The sequence below is a fragment of the Lentzea indica genome (assembly GCF_012184385.1).
GTDB classification, from domain to species: domain Bacteria; phylum Actinomycetota; class Actinomycetes; order Mycobacteriales; family Pseudonocardiaceae; genus Lentzea; species Lentzea indica.
This window is the reverse complement of the sequence record NZ_VSRL01000015.1, coordinates 27,592-44,924: the sequence shown is the minus strand read 5'-3', so window position 1 is coordinate 44,924 and position 17,333 is coordinate 27,592. Positions and strand designations below refer to the sequence as shown.

The window sequence follows — 17,333 nt, the reverse complement described above, 5'->3', positions numbered from 1 at the left end:
CGCCGCATTGCTGGTGGGGACCGGGCGGCTGGTGTGCTCAGGCGCTGGCGGCGTCGCTTCGGATGAGGCCGTTGCGCAGCGCCGCCATCAAGGCCTGTGCGCGGTTGGAAGCGCCGAGCTTTTCGTAGAGGCGTGACACGTACGTCTTGGCCGTCGAAGGCGACACGTACAGGGTGCGCGCGATGGCGGGGATGGACACGCCGTCCCGCAGCAGCATCAGCACCTCGCGCTCGCGCGGGCTCAACGCCAGGCGGCTGGCCGTGGACTGGCGGCGTGCCATGGCGAGCGCCAGGCCTGCCGCGGTGAACGACGAGGCCGCCACGGCTGCGTGCCGGATGGCGCAGAGGATCTCCTCGACCGGGGCGCTCTTGCCGACGAAGGCCGATGCGCCGGTCTCCAGGGCGCGGAACAGCACGTCGTCCTCGCCCTGCGACGTCAGCACCACGATGCCCAGCGTCGGGTAGCGGTCGCGCAGTTCGCGGGCGAACCTCAGGCCGTCGGCGTCAGGCAGGCCCACGGCCACGGTGACGACGTCCGGACTCGATGCGGCGATGACGGCGGGGGCCTCGGCCGCTGTGCTCGCCTCCGCGACCACCTCGAGGTCGGGGTGCTCGGCGGCGAGCGTCGTCAGACCGAAACGGGTGAGCGTGTGTCCGTCGACGACGACAACTCTGATCGCCATAAGCCGCCCCTATCGGTTGAAGGTTCAACCCGCATGTCGTTCCGAATGTCACTCTTGGTTACACCAAAGGGCCTAATGGGGTCTTTGGTCCCGTCCTGGCAGGGACCGTCAGATCTGCATCAGGACGCGGGCGATGCTGATGGCACCGGAGCCGATGATGACCACGAACATGGCCGGGAACAGGCACGCGATCAGCGGGAACAGAATCTTCACCGGCACCTTCTGGGCCTGTTCCTCGGCGCGCTGGCGGCGCCGGATCCGCATCTCGCGGGCCTGTTCACGCAGCACGGACGCGATGGGAACGCCCAGCTCACCGGCCTGGGACAGGGCCGAGATGAACGCGCGGAGCTCGTTGACCGTGGTGCGTGTGGTCAGCGAGCGCAACGCCTCGTTGCGGGACTTGCCGATCTGCATCTCCTGCAGCACGCGGGCGCATTCCTGGGCCAGTGGACCCGCGGTGTTGCGGGCGACCTGGGCGAGAGCCGCGTCGAAGCCGAGGCCTGCCTCGACACACACGGTCAGCATGTCGAGGGCGTCGGGGAGAGCGCGGCGGATCAATGTCTGGCGCTTCTGGCCCGCGTTGAGCAGCAGGAGGTCGGGCAGGAAGAAGCCGAAGACCGCGCCCACTGCCAGCCCGGCGACCAGCCAGCCCACCGAACGGAAGCCGAGCATGCCGCCCAGACCGGCGCCGACCAGCAAGCAGAGCCCCTTGGCCGCGAGCACGCGGTCCGGGGTCCAGGTCGCCGGGTTGCCGGCCAGGTCGAGGCGGCGCTGCAACCCGTGGGCCACACCGGCGGGGGACAGGCGCACGGCGATGGAGCGCAGCCAGCTCGGCGACGTGCCGACGTCCGACTTCTGGACGACCGCGGCCGAGTAGCTCGTCTCGATCAGGTCCAGCGAGCCGGAGGCGGTGACGCGCGGTTTGGCTACGAGCGCGACGACGCCCAACGAGAAAGCGAGCAGCAGACAGCCGAGCCCAAAAATGAGCACCATGTCACACCTCCACGCGCACGAGCTTGCGCATCCACAGCGAGCCGATGACGACCAACACAGCAGCACCCGCGAGCATCACGATGCCGACCAACGTGGTGTACAGCGGGCGCATGTACTCCGGGCGCGTCCAGAACAGGAACGCTGCCAGCACGATCGGCAGCCCGACCAGCACATAAGCCGACAGGCGGCCCTCCGCGGACAGCGCGCGGACGTGTCGGCGGGTCTGGGAGCGGTCGCGCATGGTGGCGACGGTGTTCATCAGCACCTCGGCGAGGTTGCCGCCGACCTGGCGCTGGATGCGGACTGCCATGACGACCCACGCGAGGTCGGGGCAGCGCATTCTCAGTGCCACGCGGTCGAGGGCGTCTTCCAGTTCGGCGCCGATCCGGGTGGCGGCCAGCGCGCGGGAGAACTCGCCCGCGGCCGGCTGGGTGTCGTCGCGCACCACGGCGTCGATGGACTGGGCCAGTGAGAAACCCGAGCGCAGCGAGCTGGCGATCAGCTGCAGCACGTCCGGGAGCTGGTCGGCGAACGCCGCGCGGCGCTTCGAGGTCCGCACCTTCAACGCCAGCGCGGTCACGAGCCAGCCGGCCACAACGCCCAGCGGCACACCGATCCACCAGGTCGTCAGCAACGTCAGCAGAGCGGCGAGCCCGGCAGAAGCGCAGACCCGCAGCAACGTCCACTCCGCCGGGCTGGCCTTCACCCCGGCGAGGTCGAGCCGGTCCGCGAGGCGGGCGGCGCTGACGTCGCTCATCACCCGGCGGGTCCACACCACGGCCACCTGCGCGGCCTGGCTTTCCTCCTGCGCAACGGGTTCCTGCGCGCCGTAGTGTTCCAGATGCCGTTCCAGCTTGCGGCCCGCGGCGGAACGACGTGGCGCCAGCACGAGGATCACGAGGACGAACACCACGAGGAACGTGCCGATGATCAACGCTCCGGTCTGCCAGTTCTGCCCGGGAGTCGGAGCGGGAATCGCGACAGGCACGGGATCAGGAGTCGCGACGGGTTCGGCCGCGGTAGGTGACGGAACCGGCGAAGGCACGGCCAGAGCAGCGAAAGCAGCGGCCAGCGCGGGCGTGTCGGAGGCGGTCAACAGACGTCCTCCCGCAGCACCAGCGATCCGGCGCAAAGCATCATCGCTGTACTGGAACCCGATCACGTCGGTCGGCACACCGGCAGCCGCCACAGCGGAAACGGCGGCATCCACGGTGGACTTGCTGACTGTGTCCTCACCGTCGGACACGATCACCATGCGCCGCTCGGAAATGCCCTGCAGCGCGGACAACCCGACCGGAACAGCATCGAACAACGACGTGTCGCCCTTGGCCTGCAAGCGATCCAGTGCACCAGCCACAGCACCGCGGTCGGCGGTAGGTGCGAGAACCAGTGAAGGCTGCGACGAGAACGCGACCAGACCGACCTGCACGTCTGCGGGCAGCGACCCCACGTAGGTCGCGATTGCCTGCCGTGCGACGACAATCCGGTCCGGCGCCATCGACCCGCTGGTGTCGACCAGCACCACGACCCCGCGAGATGGTGCGGCAACGGCAAAAGCGCTGAACACGAACGTCAGCACAGCGCCGATCAGGAGCCCGGCAAGAACTCGCCTCATCGCGGACCACCCCCGAACAGGTGCGGAGGAACATCGATCCCGCGGTCCCGCAACCGCTCCACGAAGTGCGGCCGCAGCCCGGTCGACTGCAGCTGACCCCGGTAGAGCCCGTGCTCGTCGACACCGGCGTGGAAGTCGAACTCGAAGATGTCCTGAAGAGTCACGATCTCGCCCTCCATCCCGATCACCTCGGTGATGTGGGTGATCCGCCGCGTGCCGTCCTTGAGCCGTGACTGGTGCACGATCAGGTCGATCGCGGACGCCATCTGCTCGCGGATCGCCCGCGCCGGCAGGTCGACGCCCGCCATCAGCACCATGGTTTCCAAGCGGGACAACGAGTCGCGCGGCGAGTTGGAGTGAACGGTGGTGATCGAGCCGTCGTGGCCGGTGTTCATGGCCTGCAACATGTCCAGCGCGGCGCCGTCGCGGACCTCGCCGACGATGATTCGGTCGGGTCGCATGCGCAGCGCGTTGCGAACCAGGTCCCGCACGGCCACCTCACCGCGTGACTCCACGTTCGGCGGCCGGGCTTCCAGACGCAGCACGTGGTCCTGACGCAGCTGGAGCTCGGCGGCGTCCTCGATGGTGACGATGCGCTCGTCGGCCGGCACGAACGACGACAGCACGTTCAGCGACGTCGTCTTGCCGGAGCCGGTGCCGCCACCGATCAGGATGTTCATCCGCCCGTGCACGCACGCCTGCAGCAGGTACGCGGTCGCGGGCGTCAGCGTGCCGAATCCGACCAGGTCGTCGACGGTGAACGGGTCGGCGGCGAACTTTCGGATCGTCAGCACCGAGCCGTCCAGTGCGATCGGCGGCACTACGGCGTTGACGCGGCTGCCGTCGGGCAGGCGGGCGTCGACCATGGGCGAGGCCTCGTCGACCCGGCGGCCGACCTTGGCGACGATCTTGTCGATCGTGCGGCGCAGGTGCGACTCGTCCGCGAACGCCGCGGGAACCGGCTCCAACCGGCCCGACCGCTCGACGTAGACCTGGTCGAAGCCGTTGACCATGATCTCGGAGATGCCCGGGTCGCGCAGGTAGGGCTCCAGAGGGCCGTGGCCGAGGATCTCGTCCAGGACCTCCAGCGAGATACGGGTGCGGTCGGCGTTGGTCAGCGGCGTCTCGTCGCGTTCCAGCACCGCCTGCAACGTCTGACGCACCTGGACTTCCAGCTCACGCTGGTCGAGGTGCGCGTCGTAGAGCTTGGGGCCCAGCACCTCCAGCAGGCCCGCGTGCACGCTGCGCTTCACCTCGGCGAACGGGTCCGCGGCACGGGCGTGCCTGCGCGGCTGGTGTGCCGGGGCGACGGATTCCCGTTGCGCGGCAATGCGATTGGCCAGGCTCATCGGAACCACCTCTTGGACTTGGCCGCGATGACCGCGGGCTCGGTGAGCACGTGTTCACGGGCGAACCGCGCGATCGCCTCGCTCACCGAGTGCTTGGGCAGGTCGAGGACGATCGGGTTGCCCTTGTTCACCGAGATCGGCACGTCCCGGCTGGACGGCACGTGTGCGCGGATGTCGCTGCGCACAACGCGTTCGATGTCGTCCATCGAGAGGCCGACCTTGGAGTCGGAGCGGTTCAGCACGACCGACCGGATGTCGTGCGCGTACGACAGCAGGTCCAGCATGTCGAGCGTCACGCGCAGGTTCTTCAGCGCCGGAACGTCCGGCGTGGTCAGCAGGACGTGGTGGTGCGAGGCGTCCATCGCCGCCAGCACGTGCTCACTGAAGGCCGAAGGCGTGTCCACGACGACGAAGTCGAACATCGTCGGTAGCACCTCCAGCAGTTCGCTGACCAGCGTCGCCGGAATCCGTTCCGCGTCACCGGGTTCGACCGGCGCGAGGAGTGCGCTGAGCCCTGGCCGGCACGCCGTGAGCAGCGATGACGTGCCCGTGACGTCGAGGTGGCCGAGCATCCCGAGCCCGTGCACGATCGTGCGGACCGGCTCGGCCCGCAGGCAGATTCCGACGTCGCCGAACGCGAGATCGAGGTCCACCAGGCAGACCGACCGTGCGCCACCGGCCGCGAGCACAGCGGCGAGGTTCACCGCGAGCGTCGTCTTGCCGCACCCGCCCTTCGCGGAGAACACGGTGATCACCTGGCCGTGCTTGCGCTCGTCGGCGTGGGGCTGCGGTACCCCGGTCACCTGCGCGGACAATGCCCGCGATCGAGCGCAGGCATCGGCCAGGGACGGGAGGTCGTCCCGCGCGACAACCTCACGAACACCCGCGCGGAGTGCCTGCGTCAGCACGACGACGTCGAGCACCTCGCGCAGCAGCACCACACCGACCGTGGGACGCTCGACCCGCATCGTCTCGGCGAAAACGAGTGCCTCGTTCAGATCGACGGCCGCACCGATGACGACGAGCAGTTCGGCGGGGTCCGCGGCGAGCAACCGGCCGGTCTCGGCGAGCGTCGCGGCGGTGACGACGTCGCTGCCGACGACGCCGACGGCGTGGGAGAGCTGTCCGGCACGGGCGGCCGGGTCGCACAGGATCGTCATGGCACGCCTCAGTTTCCGAACAGGGAACGGTTGTCGACGCCGTTGCCCGGCGTGACCTCGGACTTGCCGCCGAGCAGCGCGAAGTAGAGCGTTCCGGTCTGCTGGCCGTGGATGAGCCTCTCCGCATCCGCCTGCTTCACCGCGACCGTGACGATCGCCTTGCCGACGTCGCCGTCCTCCGCTGCCTGCTTCTCGCCGACCACGGAGAGGACTTCAAGGCCGGTCAGCAGCAGGCGGGTGGACTGGTTGCGCTCGTACTGCTTGGACAGACCGTCACCGGACGGTGTGTTGCCCTTGCCGTCCATCACGGTGAACGTGTCGAACACCGCGACCTTCGAGCCCTTCTGGATGAGCCCGCCCGCTCTCTGCCAGGCCTCTGTCGGCACGGTCACCGCGATCATCCCGTCGGGGATCGAGATGCCCTTGGCGAGCGAGGCCGCCTCGGTGAACAACGCCTTGGTGACCAGCTGGCCCTCCGCGATTTCCGACGAGGTCACGAGGTCGACGATCGACGTGTCCAATTCGGACAGTACGTTGGCGGGTACGCTGCTCTTGGGCATCTGCTGCTTGTCCACGAGTTTCATCACCGACTCGGCGGTGGTGCCGGCGGGGATGCGTTCCTTCGCGACGAGCACGGTGATGGCCTGCTGGCCCGCGATCGCACGAGCGTCGGCGCTGCGGACGTAGAGGAACACCCCGGCGCTGCCACAGATGGCCAGCGCCACCGCCAGGATGATGATGAGAGCGCGGTTCTTCATGACTACTCCTGGGATTCAGCCGGTGAGCTGGACTATGCGGGCACCGAGATCGGGGCCGCCGATGGTGCCGGTGGAGGGCATGAGGCCCTGGACGAAGTAGCCCGCGACGCACTTGTCCGAGCCGGTGCACTCGTTCTTGCCGGTCAGCCAGTCCTTCTGCGAGGCACCAGGCAGCCAGTACCCGGTGACGACGAAACCCGCGAAGCCGGCGAGCGTGTAGGTGCCGCCGGTGCCGGTCCCGGTGACGTTGGTGTAGATCGGCAGCCAGACGGGCTGGCGCGAGCTCCACGCGCTCGCCAGTGCGGCCTTGCAGTCCTTGCCGGCTGACGCACCGGTGTCCGCGCTGTAGGTGTTGTTGTCGATCAGCACCGAGCAGTCGGAGCCGGCGCCGTCGACCCAGCCGAACTCACCGGGACCGTCCGACCCGGCGGGGCCGCTCGGGCATCCCGTGCCGCTGGTGGTGTGCAGCTTGAGCACCTGGTGCACCGACAGCGGTGGTGTGGTGGGCGGTGTCGGGCCGTACACGGTGCCGCCGGAGGTCGCCGTCGACCATTCGCACCACGAGATGGTGAGCGCGATCGTGGTCGCGGTCTTCGGAGGGCCCCACGCGGCACGGGCGCAGGCGGCGACCCTCGTACCCTCGTAGGCATCATTGCCCGCCAACGTCCTGGCGAATGCGGGCGGCAGCAGGGTGTCGCCGCCCGCGGTCTGCGTCGAGGTGTGCACGTCCACGTACGTGGTGCCGGAGGACGGCTTGGCGGGGCAGTCGGTAATCGTGCCCGACGACGCCGAGCACGAGGGCAGCACGCCATTGCCGTCGAACCCGCACACCTCATCCACCGTGGACACGCCGTCCTTGGCGTTGTGGTTGGCGTAGTAGTTGGCCTTGTTCACCAGGCAGGTCGACGCGCCGGCAGCACAGCCGCGTGCGACGGCGAGCGCAGCCGCGTCGGCGCCGTTCTGCAACTCGGCGCGCTCCTGGTAGATGAACCCGACGTCGATCACGATCGCGCCCATGCCGAGCAGCATGCCGAAGCCCAGCAGGATGCCGATCAGCACGCCGAGCGCACCTCGGTCGTCACCTTTCAGCCTTCGCATGGCATGACTCCCTTGGCGCTCAGCTCGATCGGGTCGCCGTATCCGCCGCCGCCGAACAACGCGGCGATCCCGCCGATCGGTGTCACGAACTCGAAGGTGTACGTGGCCTCCACCTCGGCGCTGGCGTTGCTGGAAGTCGCGGGACAGGCGGTGACGGCGACACCGACGCCGCTCAGCCCGGTGGCTGCGTTCTGCGTGCGGGTGGCGGGGTCAGGTTGTTTCAACGCGACAACGCGGACACCTTCACGTGCCGCCTGGGTCAGGGTGATCTGGGCGTGCAGCGCGCGCCCGAAGTCGACGATGCCCATCACGAGCATCAGCAGGATGGGCATCAGCAAAGCGACTTCGACAGCGGTCGCGCCGCGGTCGCGAGCTCTGTTCGTCATGACCGCTCCGAAGAATCGTGCGCGGCCGGCGGAGGGCACCGCCGGCCGCGCGGGACAGGAGGCTTCAGCCGTCGATCACATCGGCGATGAACTCGAACATCGCGGCCATGTTCTCGCCGACGGCAGTGACGGCCACCAGTGCGGCGATGGCGATCAACGCCTGCATCAGGCCGTACTCGACGGCGATGGCGCCGCGGTCCGCGTCAACCGATGTCTCACGCCTTGGGCGTGAGCGCCGTGCCGATCTTGTCGAACAGCAGATCCAGGTTGGTGCCGACCAGGGTCACGGCGACGATGATCACGACGGCGATGAGGCCGACCATCAGGCCGTACTCGACGGCTGTCGCACCTCGGTCGTTGTCTTCGCGCTTCACGGGGCCGGTGAGGAACGTCTGCAGGTAGCTGAGGAAGTACAGCATGGTCGTCTCCTGTGGGATTGGGGTTCCGTTTTCGGGACGCCACAACTGTGCGTGACGGCCGGATCAGTTCGGTATCGGACGAAGAGGTGTAACGAACATGCAGATCGGGGGACATGTCGGTCGATCGGGGGACACGGTGTCGGTCTGCCGGTCCGACTTGTCGCTGTGACGTTCCGTTGATATCGCGTGCGGACCTACCGTCAGCCGCATGACTCTTCTTTGGGCTGTCGGCGGCGCCGTTGGCGGACTCGCCTCAGGTGTCGCGCTCCGCGAGCTGGTCAACCGGTTCACGCGCGCCGGCATCGCGTTGCCGCTGGTGTCGGCGGCCGTGTTGGCCGTGATCGCAACCAAGTTCGCCGGCTCGGTGGAGGTGCTCGCGTTCGCGTGCCTGGGCGCGGTCGGGGTCGCTCTGGCGTTCATCGACACGGCCGTGCGCCGCCTGCCGGACGTGTTGACGCTGCCCGCGTATCCGGCGGTGCTGATCCTGCTGACCGTGGCCGCGCTGACCGGCGGCACGATCAGCGCGCTCGGCCGGGCGGTGCTCGGCGGGCTCACGCTCGCGTTCGTCTACCGGGTGCTGGAGTTCGTCAACCCCGCCGGGATGGCTACGGCGACGTGAAGCTGTCCGGTGTCATCGGGATGGCGCTCGCCTGGCTCGGCTGGCCGGTGCTCATGCTCGGCGCCGCCCTGGCGTTCATCCTGTCGGCCGTGGTGTCGCTGGTCCTGTTGCTCCTGCGGCGGATCACGCTCAAGAGCACGTTGCCGTTCGGGCCGTTCATGTTGCTCGGCGCGTTCACCGCGGTGTTGCTGCACTGACGGGGACTCGCACTACCGCCGGGGCCGTCCGGCACCTACAGTGTGCTCTCGATCCGCTTGGGGAGGCGGATCGCGATCTGTGGGGGAAATCGATGGCTGTGGCGGATGTCGTTGGCGCGCGCCGAGATTCGGTCGCGTTGCCGGTTCCGGTGTTGCTGGTGGTCGCGGGCTTCGCCGCGGCCGTCGTCGCGCAGGGCGGGTACTACCTGCCCGGCAGGCTGCTGTCCGGACTGCTGGTCGGGGTGGCCGTCGTCCTCGCCCGCCCTCGGCCGAACCTCCTTGCGGCACTTGGCGGAGCGTTCGCGTTGTGGGCCGTCGTGCGCGGACTGCTCGAGTCAGTCGTGCTGTCGGCGCTTCCCACCGTGGCCGCGGCGGGAGTGTTCGTCGGCGCCGCGCTTGTTGCGGCACAGACGGATCAGGCCCAACGCGAGCTGCTCGCCACGGTCGTTGCCGGTGTCGGTGCGCTGATCGGGTTCACCGGATGGGTGGCCGTGGTGTTCCGGGTGCCGTCGTGGACGACGGTCGCGGAAGGACTGCTGCGGGCCGGGTCGACCCTGACCTACCCGAACGCCGCCGCCGCGATCATGGCGGCTGCCACGGTGTTGTCGCTGGTCTTGCGGCCGGCGTTGCTCACAGCGGTGTTGAGTTTCCTGCTGTGCGCCGGGATCGGCGCGACGATGAGCCGTGCCGGCGTGATCGCGCTGGTGGCCGGGTTGCTGGTGCTGTGCGCGTTCTGGGGCGTCAAGAAGACGCTGACGGCCGCCACGCCGCCGTTGCTCGGTGCCGTCGTGGCGGTCGGCGCGTTGCTGCCGTCGATGCGGGTGACCGACGAACCGCGGCCGTTGCTCGCGGTCACCGGACTGGTCGTGGGTGCGCTGGTGGCAGTGGGGTTGCCCAAGCTGGGCCGGTTCGTGGTGCCGATCGCCGTGCTGCTGCTGGTGACCGGTGCCGGGGTGGCCGCTCTCGGCTTCGCCGACCGCCTGGCCACGCGGGTCTCGTTCAGCTCACCGGACCGTGCCGGCGCGACCGGAGCCGCGCTGGAACTCGTCTCCCGGGCGCCGCTGCTCGGGACCGGCCCCGGAAATGGATCTTTTTTCTTCGAGCGGGGCAACGCGGGCAGTCGTGTCATGCGTTATGTGCACAACGAGTACCTCCAGGTGCTCGTCGAGCTGGGGGCTGTCGGGCTGCTGCTGGCGCTGGGGGTCGTTGCCGCCGTGCTGATCGCCATGTGGCGAGGGCGCGGGACCTCGTTGTGGGCAGGGGCGATGGCGGCGGTCGTCGTCGTGCTGGTGCACAGCGGTTTCGACTTCCTGTGGCACCTGCCCGTCGCGCTCATCGTCGCGGGGTTGTGCGCCGGACTGGGGTTTCCGTCCACAAGGGACGGAGTGAATGAGGGGACTACAACAGCATGAAGAAGTTTTCCGGGGGCAAGACGCTGGCGGTCGTCGCCGTCGCGGGCGGCGCGATCCTCGCGTCCATCGCGCCGGTCATGGCGGAGGTGAGTGCGCAGTCGCCGTCCGCTGGTGCCATCAGAGCGGAGTCGCCCGCGAAGCTGAAGGCCTGGGGTGCCGCGATCGAGGTCCAGATGACCTACGCGTGCCCGGCCGGCCAGCAGGGCTACCTCAACGTGACCGTCAGCCAGGCCAAGATCGGTGGTGTGGCCGTCGGCAGCGCGTACAAGGACAACCTCAATTGCACCGGCGGGTTCGAGACCACCACGGTGATCGTGACGGCCAACGACCGCCCGTTCGACGCCATCGCCCCCGCGTTCGCGAAGAGCGAGCTGCGGACCTACCAGAACGGCAACGCCGCCAGGGACGAGCGGGAGATCCGCATCAACCTGTGGTGATGTGAAACGGCCTGGCTGGCTCGGTTTTACGACGTCAGCCAGGCCCGCCACGTCGGCAGCAGCGTGGCGATGAGCTCGTGCGGCGCCTCGGTGTTCGGCGAGTGCATCACGCCGGGCAGCAGGGCGAAGTCGGCGTCCAGCCGCTCAGCCATGTCGCGCTGGGCGGCCGGGCTCCACGCGTCGTCCGCGTCGCCGCACACCACCAGGCACGGCGTGCCCGACGAGCGCAACGCGCGGCCCAGTTGGCGACCTGGTCCGGTTCGTAGCGCAGGCCGTTGCCCATGCCGAGCAACGCCGCGGCCGGTGACTTGAGGAACCTGGTGCGGTAGAAGTCTTTCAGCTCCTGCGGAAGCGCCACCCACGCCGGGTTCTGTGAGGACCGCAGCTCGTTCAGCTTCTGGGAGCCCTCGACGCCCTGCTCGGCCAGCACGTGCTCGCCGACCTCCAGCACCGAGCGGCGCTCGCCGGCGGGCAGCTCGGACGGGCCCGACGACATCAGCGTGAGTCCCACGATCGGGGCACCGGCGAACACCGCGGCCCGTGACACCAGGCCGCCGTAGGAATGGCCGAGCAGCAGGACCTTCCTGCCGTCCGCGGCGATCTTCTCGATCAGCTCGGCGATCACCGACCCCAGCGGGCCCGGACGGTAGAGCGCCTCGTCGTCAGGGCCCTGCGAGTCCTGCTGACCAGGCAGGTCGATCGCGACGACCTCGAAACCCGCGTCCGCGATCGGGTCGATCATGGGCGCGAAGTCCTCTTTGGAACCCGTGTAGCCCGGCACGAGCAGCGCCGTCGTGCGCAACGCGTCATCGCCCACAGCGGGCGCGCGCAGCGCCGCGATCGTGCCGTAGCGGCCCGGCAGGTCGACACGTTGCGCCCGGTGCGGGCTGATCTGCGAGTACACGAGGGAACTATCGCAGTGCGACCAGGGTTTCGCCACGCTGCTCGAGCACGACGGGACCGGCTGTGGCGAGTTGCACAGGGCCCGTGTGGCCGTCGCGGTTCACGCGGATCGTGCCCACGAGCTCACCGGTTGCCTGCTCGTACACCCGCAGGCCGTCCTTCACCGGGATGATCGCGCGGCCCGCGAGCGTCGTGCCGGCACCCAGCGTGCCTTCGGCAGTCCACAGTGGAGCGAGCGTGTCGTGCGCCAGTGCGATCGTCTTGGAACCGGAGAACCAGAAGACGTTCGTCTTCGTCGCGAACGCGCGCGACACGTGCCCCGGCGGATCGACGAAGTCCGCGGCCGGCACGTCGATCGGCGCCTCGCTGACCTGCGTGCCGCTTTCCGCGTCGAACACGACGATGCGGCTCGGGTTCGGCACCGCCACCGCGACGAGCTTCTCCGTGACGGCCACGACCTGCGCGTTCTTGGCGCCGGTCAGGACGCTCGAGATCACCTTCGGCTCGTCGGACTTGTCGGGGTTCGGCTTGATCACCGAGATCCGGTCGCTGGGGTCGTCGGGGCAGCGCTCGATCATCGCGAACTTGCCGGACGTCACCGCCACCGAGCCGTACGCGCAGCCGACCCGCGGTTGCTTGTTCGGGTTCACGATCGCGCGCAGGCTGCCGTACTCCAGCGACTTCACCAGGTCGTCGCGCCGGTAGACCTCCATGTACTTCGACCCGGTCGTGATCAGGTGCGAGCCCTCGTTGAGCAGCGCCGTGCCCGGTTCCGCGTCGCCGTTGCGCTGTGCCCGCCGCTCGCCGGTGACGCCGTCGAGCGAGGTGAGCTCGGAGCAGTTCGTGCCCTTCGAGTACAGGGCCATGGCACGGCCCCAGCCCGTGCTCACCACGCACAGCGGCAGGTCGCGCTTGTACGTCCACCGCACGTCACCGGTCAGCGGGTCGCGCCCGTTGACCTCACCGCCGTCGCCGGTGACCGCCGTCGACGGCTTCTCCTCGCCCGTCTCCTTCACCGCGGTCTGCACGACCACGGGCGACAGCGTCGCGCCGCTCTTCGCACGCCACACCTCGGCGAGCGACGGGGGCAGCGCGGCGACCTCGGGCAGCGGGTCCCACGACGACGGCCCGGTGACCGACGTCGTGGCACGAGCATCGCTGAACGCCCAGGTCAGCACGGCTGCCACGACCGAGACCACAGCGATCAGCGCGACCGCGATGAAGTCGGCGCGGGTGCGCCAGGACCGGGCGGGCGGACGTTCCTCGACGGGCTCAGGCTCGCGCGCTGGCTCGTCGAGGACGTCCTCGATGTCGGTGACGTCGGAACCGGTGGACGACATGGTGATCAGTCTGCCGAAGGAGCGGCCTGTTCGGCAGAGCTTCGGCGACGCCGACGCCTGCGGGGCTTGTCGGACGCGGACTTGTCGGTCGCTTCCGGCGCCGACGTCTCCGCCTGCTCGCCCTCGACTGGCACACCGGAACGGCTGCGCGTGCGCGAACGGCTGCGCTTCGGCCTGGTCGCCTCGCTCACCTCGGGAGCCTGCTCACCGTCGGCACGAGTGGAGCCGGTACGACGACGGCGCTTGCGCTTGCCGCTGTCGAGGTTCTCCTCCTCCTCGGCGTCCAGGCCGGCGCGGGTGCGGTGGCTCATCGGCAACCGGCCCGTGGAACCGGACGGAATGCCCAGGTCGGCGAAGAGGTGGTCCGACGTGGAGTACGTCTCCACCGGCATCGGCTGGCCGAGGCCGAGCAACTCGTTGACCGACTGCCAGCGCGCCGTCTCGTCCCAGTCGACGAACGTGACGGCGACGCCCGTGCGCCCGGCACGGCCCGTGCGGCCGATGCGGTGCACGTAGGTCTTCTCGTCCTCGGGGCACTGGTAGTTGATGACGTGCGTCACATCGTCGATGTCGATGCCGCGCGCCGCGACGTCCGTGGCCACCAGCACGTCGACCTTGCCGCTGCGGAAAGCCCGCAGCGCCTTCTCGCGCGCGCCCTGGCCCAGGTCGCCGTGCACGGCGGCCGCGGCGAACCCGCGCTCGGTCAGGTCGTCAGCGACCTTCTGCGCGGTCCGCTTGGTCCTGGCGAAGATCATCGACAGGCCGCGGTCGCGGGCCTGCAGCACGCGGGCCAGCATCTCCGGCTTGTCCATCGAGTGCGCCCGGTAGACGAACTGCGAGGTGCGCTCGTGCGTCTGGCCCGCGTCGTTCTCCTCGGCGCGGATGTGCGTCGGCTGCGTCAGGAACGTGCGGGCCAGCGTGATGATCGGGCCCGGCATCGTCGCCGAGAACAGCATGGTCTGACGCTCGTCGGGGACCATGGTGAGGATGCGCTCGATGTCGGGCAGGAAGCCCAGGTCGAGCATCTCGTCAGCCTCGTCCAGCACCAGCATCTTGACCTTGCCGAGCACCAGGTGGCGCTGTTCGGCCAGGTCCAGCAGGCGGCCGGGCGTGCCGATCACGACGTCGACGCCCTTGCGCAACGCGGCGATCTGCTGCTCGTAGGGGCGGCCGCCGTAGATGGCGGTGACCTTCACGCCCAGGTGCTTCGACGCGTCGGTGAGGTCGTGCGTGACCTGGAGACACAGCTCACGGGTGGGGACGACCACAAGGGCCTGCGGGGTGCCGTCGCCGGGCGTGTCGAGGCGGTGCAGCAGCGGCACGCCGAACCCGAGGGTCTTGCCGGTGCCGGTGCGCGCCTGGCCGATGACGTCGTCACCGGCGAGAGCGATGGGGAGCGTCAGCTCCTGGATGGCGAACGTGCGTTCGATGCCGGCTTCGCTGAGTGCCTTGACGATCTCGTCACGCACTCCGAGCTCGGCGAATGTGGGGGAATCGTTGGCAACCGGGGCGTCGGCCAGCAGCGGGTGCGATGTGTCTTCTGCGGGGACACCGGCCTCGCTGTGTTCCAGGAGGACCGGGTCCAGATGTGCTTCTACTTCAGCGGTCAGGGTGATCAGCCTCTCTCGTACCAAGCGCGTACGAGCCCTGGCCGGGCCTCTCGACCGCGCTCGATGAGCAGCTGCGGGAAAGGTGTACGCGCACCATTTCATGCGCCGCGCAGCGTGGTCGTCACACTCGTCACGCCGGGCGTCCAGACCCATTCTACCTGGCGAGACCCCGTTGACCACCTAGTGCGGCAAACCCGACCCTCGCCAGCCGCTCGCGGCGTTCAGCAGGACGCCTCGCGGCACCGCCCCCACGCCCCCATATGCCCGATATGCGTGGGGGCGGCACCACGATTCGCCCGTCTGAACGCGTCGACCGGCAGGTGAGTCTCGGGTCCGCCGCACTAGGCTTGCTTCTCATGGGTGTTGCGGAGGGTGTTGTTGATCTTCTCGGAGCGCTCGCATATGGCGAGCTCTCGGCCTTCGACCGGATGACGGAGGACTCGCGCACGGCGCCGACATTGGCGGGACGCGCGGCGTTGGCGCAGATGGCCGCCGCGGAGATCGGTCACTTCACGCTGCTGCAGAACCACCTGGCCGCCGAGGGGATCGCCGTCGAGGACGCGATGGCGCCGTTCGTGAAGGGCTTCGACGCGTTCCACGAGTCGACCAGCCCGAAGTCGTGGCTCGAGTCGCTCGTGAAGGCCTACGTGGGCGACGGCCTGGCCGCCGACTTCTATCGCGAGATCGCCGAGTGGCTGGACGCGCCGACCAAGGAACTGGTGCTCGCCGTGCTCGCCGACACGGGTCATTCGGCGTTCGCTGAGCGCGAAGTCCTGGCCGCCGTCGAGACGGATCCGCGGGTGCGCGACCGGCTCGCGCTGTGGGGCCGCCGGCTGCTCGGCGAGGCGTTGACGCAGGCCCAGTACGTGGTGGCGGAGCGGGACGGGCTCGCCGAGCTGATCGTGCGGGGCTCAGGCGACCTCGCGGGCATCGGCCAGCTGTTCCGCCGGCTCCAGCAGAGTCACGCGCGGCGCATGACGCAGCTCGGTCTCGGCTAGGTAGGCTCGGCCGTAGATTTTTCTCTTGAGCACGGAGGTCAGCGTGGAGGTCAGGATCGGCGTCGCGGACAGTCCGCGGGAACTCATCGTGACCAGTGAGCTCAACCCGTCCGAGGTTGAGGCACTGGTGGCGGACGCGGTGTCCGGCAAGTCCAGCGTGCTGTCGCTGGTGGACGCCAAGGGTGCGCGGTTCGTCGTGCCCGCTGGCCGCGTCGCGTACGTGGAGATCGGCCCGCAGGACTCGCGCAAGGTCGGCTTCGGCGCCTGAAGCACTTGACGAAAAAGCCCCGGTCTCGTCGACCGGGGCTTTTTCAGTGCTCTGCTGGCTCTTCGATCTTGTACGGCGGGGTCGAGATGCCGCCGACCCGGTAGCGGCCCCACGGGTCGGGGTCGGTGAGCGTGCCTTCCGCCTGGCCGGTCGGGGTGTGAAGCAGCGCGGTCCGCGCTCCTCCTTCGACCCGGCTCGTGACCTCGTCGTTCTTCTTCACGCGGCCGTACCAGTGGTAGCGGCCGTCGATCGGCTGGAAGTAGCCCCGCAGGTCGACCTCGACGTTCACCTCGTCGGATCCGAAAACGAGGGTGGCTTCGCCGGTGTAGCCGTCTTCGTCGTGCTCGCTCATCAATCCACCAATCGGAGTGGGGTGAGTGGCTTTGCCGGGTCGGCCTGGACGCCCGCCGAGCGCAGCAGCCCGTCGATGGCGTGCCAGATGATCGTGGCGAGGTAGTCGCTCAGGTTCTCGCGGGACATGGTCTGGCGGTCGAGCCACCAGTCGCCGGCGTTCTGCACCATGCCGACGAGCGCGTGCGCCCACGGCTCGGCGCCGCCGGAGTCCATGTCGAACGCGCGCAGGTAGTCGCCGAGGATCCTGGCCAGCGCGGTGGCGATGAGGTTCTTGTCCTCCGCCACGACGTCCTTCTCGACCGGGCGGTCCACAAAGGACCCTTTCACCACGAACCGGTAGAGGTTCGGGTTCTCCTCGATCACCGACAGGTACGCGTCGACGATCCGTTCGATGCGGGCGCGGATCGGGCCGTCGGCGGCGAGCGCGGGACCCATCCGGTCCATCAGCAGCTCGGTGGCCCTCTGACCCACCGCGAGGTAGAGGTCGGACTTGTCGGTGAAGTGCCGGTACAGCACGGGTTTGCTGACGCCGGCCTCCGCGGCCACGTCCTCCATGCCGACGTCGGGGCCCTTCTTGGCCACGACGGCGATCGTGGACTCCACGAACTCCGCCCTGCGCTGCTCGCGATGCCCCTTCCAGCGCTCGCGTCGCGCGTCCGGCCCCTTGACAGTGCGTGCCATGTGACGCACGCTACCAGAAGTAACCGTTACCTCAAGTAACACTTACCGGGGAGG

Annotated in this window: 22 protein-coding genes; 6 read left to right on the top strand and 16 right to left on the bottom strand. The window is 69.1% G+C overall.

Annotated features, from left to right (window positions below):
- Positions 1–37: 37 nt before the first annotated feature.
- From FXN61_RS06740 to FXN61_RS06695, 10 genes are all read right to left on the bottom strand, one after another.
- Positions 38–682 carry a response regulator transcription factor gene (locus FXN61_RS06740; protein WP_167971290.1) on the bottom strand — a complete coding sequence of 215 codons (645 nt, stop codon included), beginning with the start codon at positions 680–682 and terminating at the stop codon, positions 38–40.
- Between the two features lie 108 nt (positions 683–790).
- Positions 791–1,675: a type II secretion system F family protein gene (locus FXN61_RS06735; protein WP_167971287.1), complete on the bottom strand. Its 885-nt coding sequence runs from the start codon at positions 1,673–1,675 to the stop codon at positions 791–793.
- A gap of 1 nt (position 1,676) precedes the next feature.
- Positions 1,677–3,290 (bottom strand): VWA domain-containing protein, encoded by a 1,614-nt coding sequence (locus FXN61_RS06730; RefSeq protein ID WP_167971285.1) that lies wholly within the window; start codon positions 3,288–3,290, stop codon positions 1,677–1,679.
- Positions 3,287–4,639, bottom strand: coding sequence for a TadA family conjugal transfer-associated ATPase (locus FXN61_RS06725; RefSeq protein ID WP_167971283.1), 1,353 nt, complete (start codon positions 4,637–4,639; stop codon positions 3,287–3,289). The genes FXN61_RS06730 and FXN61_RS06725 overlap by 4 nt, the downstream gene beginning before the upstream one ends.
- Complete coding sequence (locus FXN61_RS06720; RefSeq protein ID WP_167971281.1) at positions 4,636–5,799, bottom strand: CpaE/TadZ family protein; 1,164 nt, start codon at positions 5,797–5,799, stop codon at positions 4,636–4,638. Before FXN61_RS06720 ends, FXN61_RS06725 begins: the two co-directional genes overlap by 4 nt.
- Positions 5,800–5,807: 8 nt before the next feature.
- Positions 5,808–6,557, bottom strand: a complete 750-nt coding sequence (gene cpaB / locus FXN61_RS06715) for a Flp pilus assembly protein CpaB (RefSeq protein ID WP_167971279.1) — start codon at positions 6,555–6,557, stop codon at positions 5,808–5,810.
- Positions 6,558–6,572: 15 nt separating this feature from the next.
- Positions 6,573–7,655: a TadE/TadG family type IV pilus assembly protein gene (locus FXN61_RS06710; RefSeq protein WP_167971277.1), complete on the bottom strand. Its 1,083-nt coding sequence runs from the start codon at positions 7,653–7,655 to the stop codon at positions 6,573–6,575.
- A complete protein-coding gene (locus tag FXN61_RS06705; protein ID WP_167971275.1) occupies positions 7,643–8,041 on the bottom strand; it encodes a TadE/TadG family type IV pilus assembly protein in 399 nt (132 codons plus the stop codon). Before FXN61_RS06705 ends, FXN61_RS06710 begins: the two co-directional genes overlap by 13 nt.
- 64 nt (positions 8,042–8,105) lie before the next feature.
- Positions 8,106–8,228 (bottom strand): Flp family type IVb pilin, encoded by a 123-nt coding sequence (locus FXN61_RS57075; RefSeq protein ID WP_167971352.1) that lies wholly within the window; start codon positions 8,226–8,228, stop codon positions 8,106–8,108.
- A gap of 28 nt (positions 8,229–8,256) precedes the next feature.
- The gene (locus FXN61_RS06695; protein WP_167971273.1) at positions 8,257–8,460 is read right to left on the bottom strand and encodes a Flp family type IVb pilin; all 204 of its coding nucleotides are present in this window, start codon (positions 8,458–8,460) and stop codon (positions 8,257–8,259) included.
- A gap of 208 nt (positions 8,461–8,668) precedes the next feature.
- Here FXN61_RS06695 and FXN61_RS06690 point away from each other — a divergent pair, with 208 nt between their 5' ends.
- The 4 genes from FXN61_RS06690 (at position 8,669) to FXN61_RS06675 (ending at position 11,125) form a co-directional block, all read left to right on the top strand.
- Positions 8,669–9,079: an A24 family peptidase gene (locus FXN61_RS06690; protein WP_167971271.1), complete on the top strand. Its 411-nt coding sequence runs from the start codon at positions 8,669–8,671 to the stop codon at positions 9,077–9,079.
- On the top strand, positions 9,076–9,276 hold the full coding sequence (locus FXN61_RS06685; protein ID WP_167971269.1) for an A24 family peptidase: 201 nt from the start codon (positions 9,076–9,078) through the stop codon (positions 9,274–9,276). The genes FXN61_RS06690 and FXN61_RS06685 overlap by 4 nt, the downstream gene beginning before the upstream one ends.
- Positions 9,277–9,368: 92 nt before the next feature.
- Positions 9,369–10,688 carry an O-antigen ligase family protein gene (locus FXN61_RS06680; protein WP_167971267.1) on the top strand — a complete coding sequence of 440 codons (1,320 nt, stop codon included), beginning with the start codon at positions 9,369–9,371 and terminating at the stop codon, positions 10,686–10,688.
- Positions 10,685–11,125, top strand: a complete 441-nt coding sequence (locus FXN61_RS06675; RefSeq protein ID WP_167971265.1) for a hypothetical protein — start codon at positions 10,685–10,687, stop codon at positions 11,123–11,125. The genes FXN61_RS06680 and FXN61_RS06675 overlap by 4 nt, the downstream gene beginning before the upstream one ends.
- 26 nt (positions 11,126–11,151) lie before the next feature.
- Here the strand turns inward: FXN61_RS06675 and FXN61_RS55120 are convergent, their stop codons facing one another.
- The 4 genes from FXN61_RS55120 to FXN61_RS06660 are packed head-to-tail and all read right to left on the bottom strand — an operon-like array spanning position 11,152 to position 14,987.
- Positions 11,152–11,277 carry a hypothetical protein gene (locus FXN61_RS55120; protein ID WP_312877584.1) on the bottom strand — a complete coding sequence of 42 codons (126 nt, stop codon included), beginning with the start codon at positions 11,275–11,277 and terminating at the stop codon, positions 11,152–11,154.
- A complete protein-coding gene (locus tag FXN61_RS06670; RefSeq protein WP_312877583.1) occupies positions 11,232–12,029 on the bottom strand; it encodes an alpha/beta hydrolase in 798 nt (265 codons plus the stop codon). The genes FXN61_RS55120 and FXN61_RS06670 overlap by 46 nt, the downstream gene beginning before the upstream one ends.
- 7 nt (positions 12,030–12,036) lie before the next feature.
- Positions 12,037–13,368, bottom strand: coding sequence for an Rv3212 family protein (locus FXN61_RS06665; RefSeq protein WP_188134759.1), 1,332 nt, complete (start codon positions 13,366–13,368; stop codon positions 12,037–12,039).
- A 5-nt stretch (positions 13,369–13,373) separates the two neighbouring features.
- A complete protein-coding gene (locus tag FXN61_RS06660; RefSeq protein ID WP_376770594.1) occupies positions 13,374–14,987 on the bottom strand; it encodes a DEAD/DEAH box helicase in 1,614 nt (537 codons plus the stop codon).
- A 347-nt stretch (positions 14,988–15,334) separates the two neighbouring features.
- Between FXN61_RS06660 and FXN61_RS06655 the strand changes: the two genes are divergently transcribed.
- Both FXN61_RS06655 and FXN61_RS06650 read left to right on the top strand, forming a co-directional pair.
- Positions 15,335–15,976 carry a ferritin-like fold-containing protein gene (locus FXN61_RS06655; protein ID WP_167971261.1) on the top strand — a complete coding sequence of 214 codons (642 nt, stop codon included), beginning with the start codon at positions 15,335–15,337 and terminating at the stop codon, positions 15,974–15,976.
- A gap of 43 nt (positions 15,977–16,019) precedes the next feature.
- Positions 16,020–16,244: a DUF3107 domain-containing protein gene (locus FXN61_RS06650; protein ID WP_167971348.1), complete on the top strand. Its 225-nt coding sequence runs from the start codon at positions 16,020–16,022 to the stop codon at positions 16,242–16,244.
- Positions 16,245–16,287: 43 nt separating this feature from the next.
- Here the strand turns inward: FXN61_RS06650 and FXN61_RS06645 are convergent, their stop codons facing one another.
- Both FXN61_RS06645 and FXN61_RS06640 read right to left on the bottom strand, forming a co-directional pair.
- On the bottom strand, positions 16,288–16,596 hold the full coding sequence (locus FXN61_RS06645) for a DUF4873 domain-containing protein (protein WP_167971259.1): 309 nt from the start codon (positions 16,594–16,596) through the stop codon (positions 16,288–16,290).
- Positions 16,596–17,279 (bottom strand): TetR/AcrR family transcriptional regulator, encoded by a 684-nt coding sequence (locus tag FXN61_RS06640; protein ID WP_167971257.1) that lies wholly within the window; start codon positions 17,277–17,279, stop codon positions 16,596–16,598. Before FXN61_RS06640 ends, FXN61_RS06645 begins: the two co-directional genes overlap by 1 nt.
- Positions 17,280–17,333: the final 54 nt, after the last annotated feature.

Bases quoted from the DNA above. Each gene is read 5' to 3' on its own strand.
- FXN61_RS06740 (WP_167971290.1), bottom strand. From the start codon at position 682: ATGGCGATCAGAGTTGTCGTCGTCGACGGACACACGCTCACCCGTTTC.
- FXN61_RS06735 (WP_167971287.1), bottom strand. From the start codon at position 1,675: ATGGTGCTCATTTTTGGGCTCGGCTGTCTGCTGCTCGCTTTCTCGTTG.
- FXN61_RS06730 (WP_167971285.1), bottom strand. From the start codon at position 3,290: ATGAGGCGAGTTCTTGCCGGGCTCCTGATCGGCGCTGTGCTGACGTTC.
- FXN61_RS06725 (WP_167971283.1), bottom strand. From the start codon at position 4,639: ATGAGCCTGGCCAATCGCATTGCCGCGCAACGGGAATCCGTCGCCCCG.
- FXN61_RS06720 (WP_167971281.1), bottom strand. From the start codon at position 5,799: ATGACGATCCTGTGCGACCCGGCCGCCCGTGCCGGACAGCTCTCCCAC.
- cpaB (WP_167971279.1), bottom strand. From the start codon at position 6,557: ATGAAGAACCGCGCTCTCATCATCATCCTGGCGGTGGCGCTGGCCATC.
- FXN61_RS06710 (WP_167971277.1), bottom strand. From the start codon at position 7,655: ATGCGAAGGCTGAAAGGTGACGACCGAGGTGCGCTCGGCGTGCTGATC.
- FXN61_RS06705 (WP_167971275.1), bottom strand. From the start codon at position 8,041: ATGACGAACAGAGCTCGCGACCGCGGCGCGACCGCTGTCGAAGTCGCT.
- FXN61_RS06695 (WP_167971273.1), bottom strand. From the start codon at position 8,460: ATGCTGTACTTCCTCAGCTACCTGCAGACGTTCCTCACCGGCCCCGTG.
- FXN61_RS06690 (WP_167971271.1), top strand. From the start codon at position 8,669: ATGACTCTTCTTTGGGCTGTCGGCGGCGCCGTTGGCGGACTCGCCTCA.
- FXN61_RS06680 (WP_167971267.1), top strand. From the start codon at position 9,369: ATGGCTGTGGCGGATGTCGTTGGCGCGCGCCGAGATTCGGTCGCGTTG.
- FXN61_RS06675 (WP_167971265.1), top strand. From the start codon at position 10,685: ATGAAGAAGTTTTCCGGGGGCAAGACGCTGGCGGTCGTCGCCGTCGCG.
- FXN61_RS55120 (WP_312877584.1), bottom strand. From the start codon at position 11,277: ATGGCTGAGCGGCTGGACGCCGACTTCGCCCTGCTGCCCGGCGTGATG.
- FXN61_RS06665 (WP_188134759.1), bottom strand. From the start codon at position 13,368: ATGTCGTCCACCGGTTCCGACGTCACCGACATCGAGGACGTCCTCGAC.
- FXN61_RS06655 (WP_167971261.1), top strand. From the start codon at position 15,335: ATGGGTGTTGCGGAGGGTGTTGTTGATCTTCTCGGAGCGCTCGCATAT.
- FXN61_RS06645 (WP_167971259.1), bottom strand. From the start codon at position 16,596: ATGAGCGAGCACGACGAAGACGGCTACACCGGCGAAGCCACCCTCGTT.
- FXN61_RS06640 (WP_167971257.1), bottom strand. From the start codon at position 17,279: ATGGCACGCACTGTCAAGGGGCCGGACGCGCGACGCGAGCGCTGGAAG.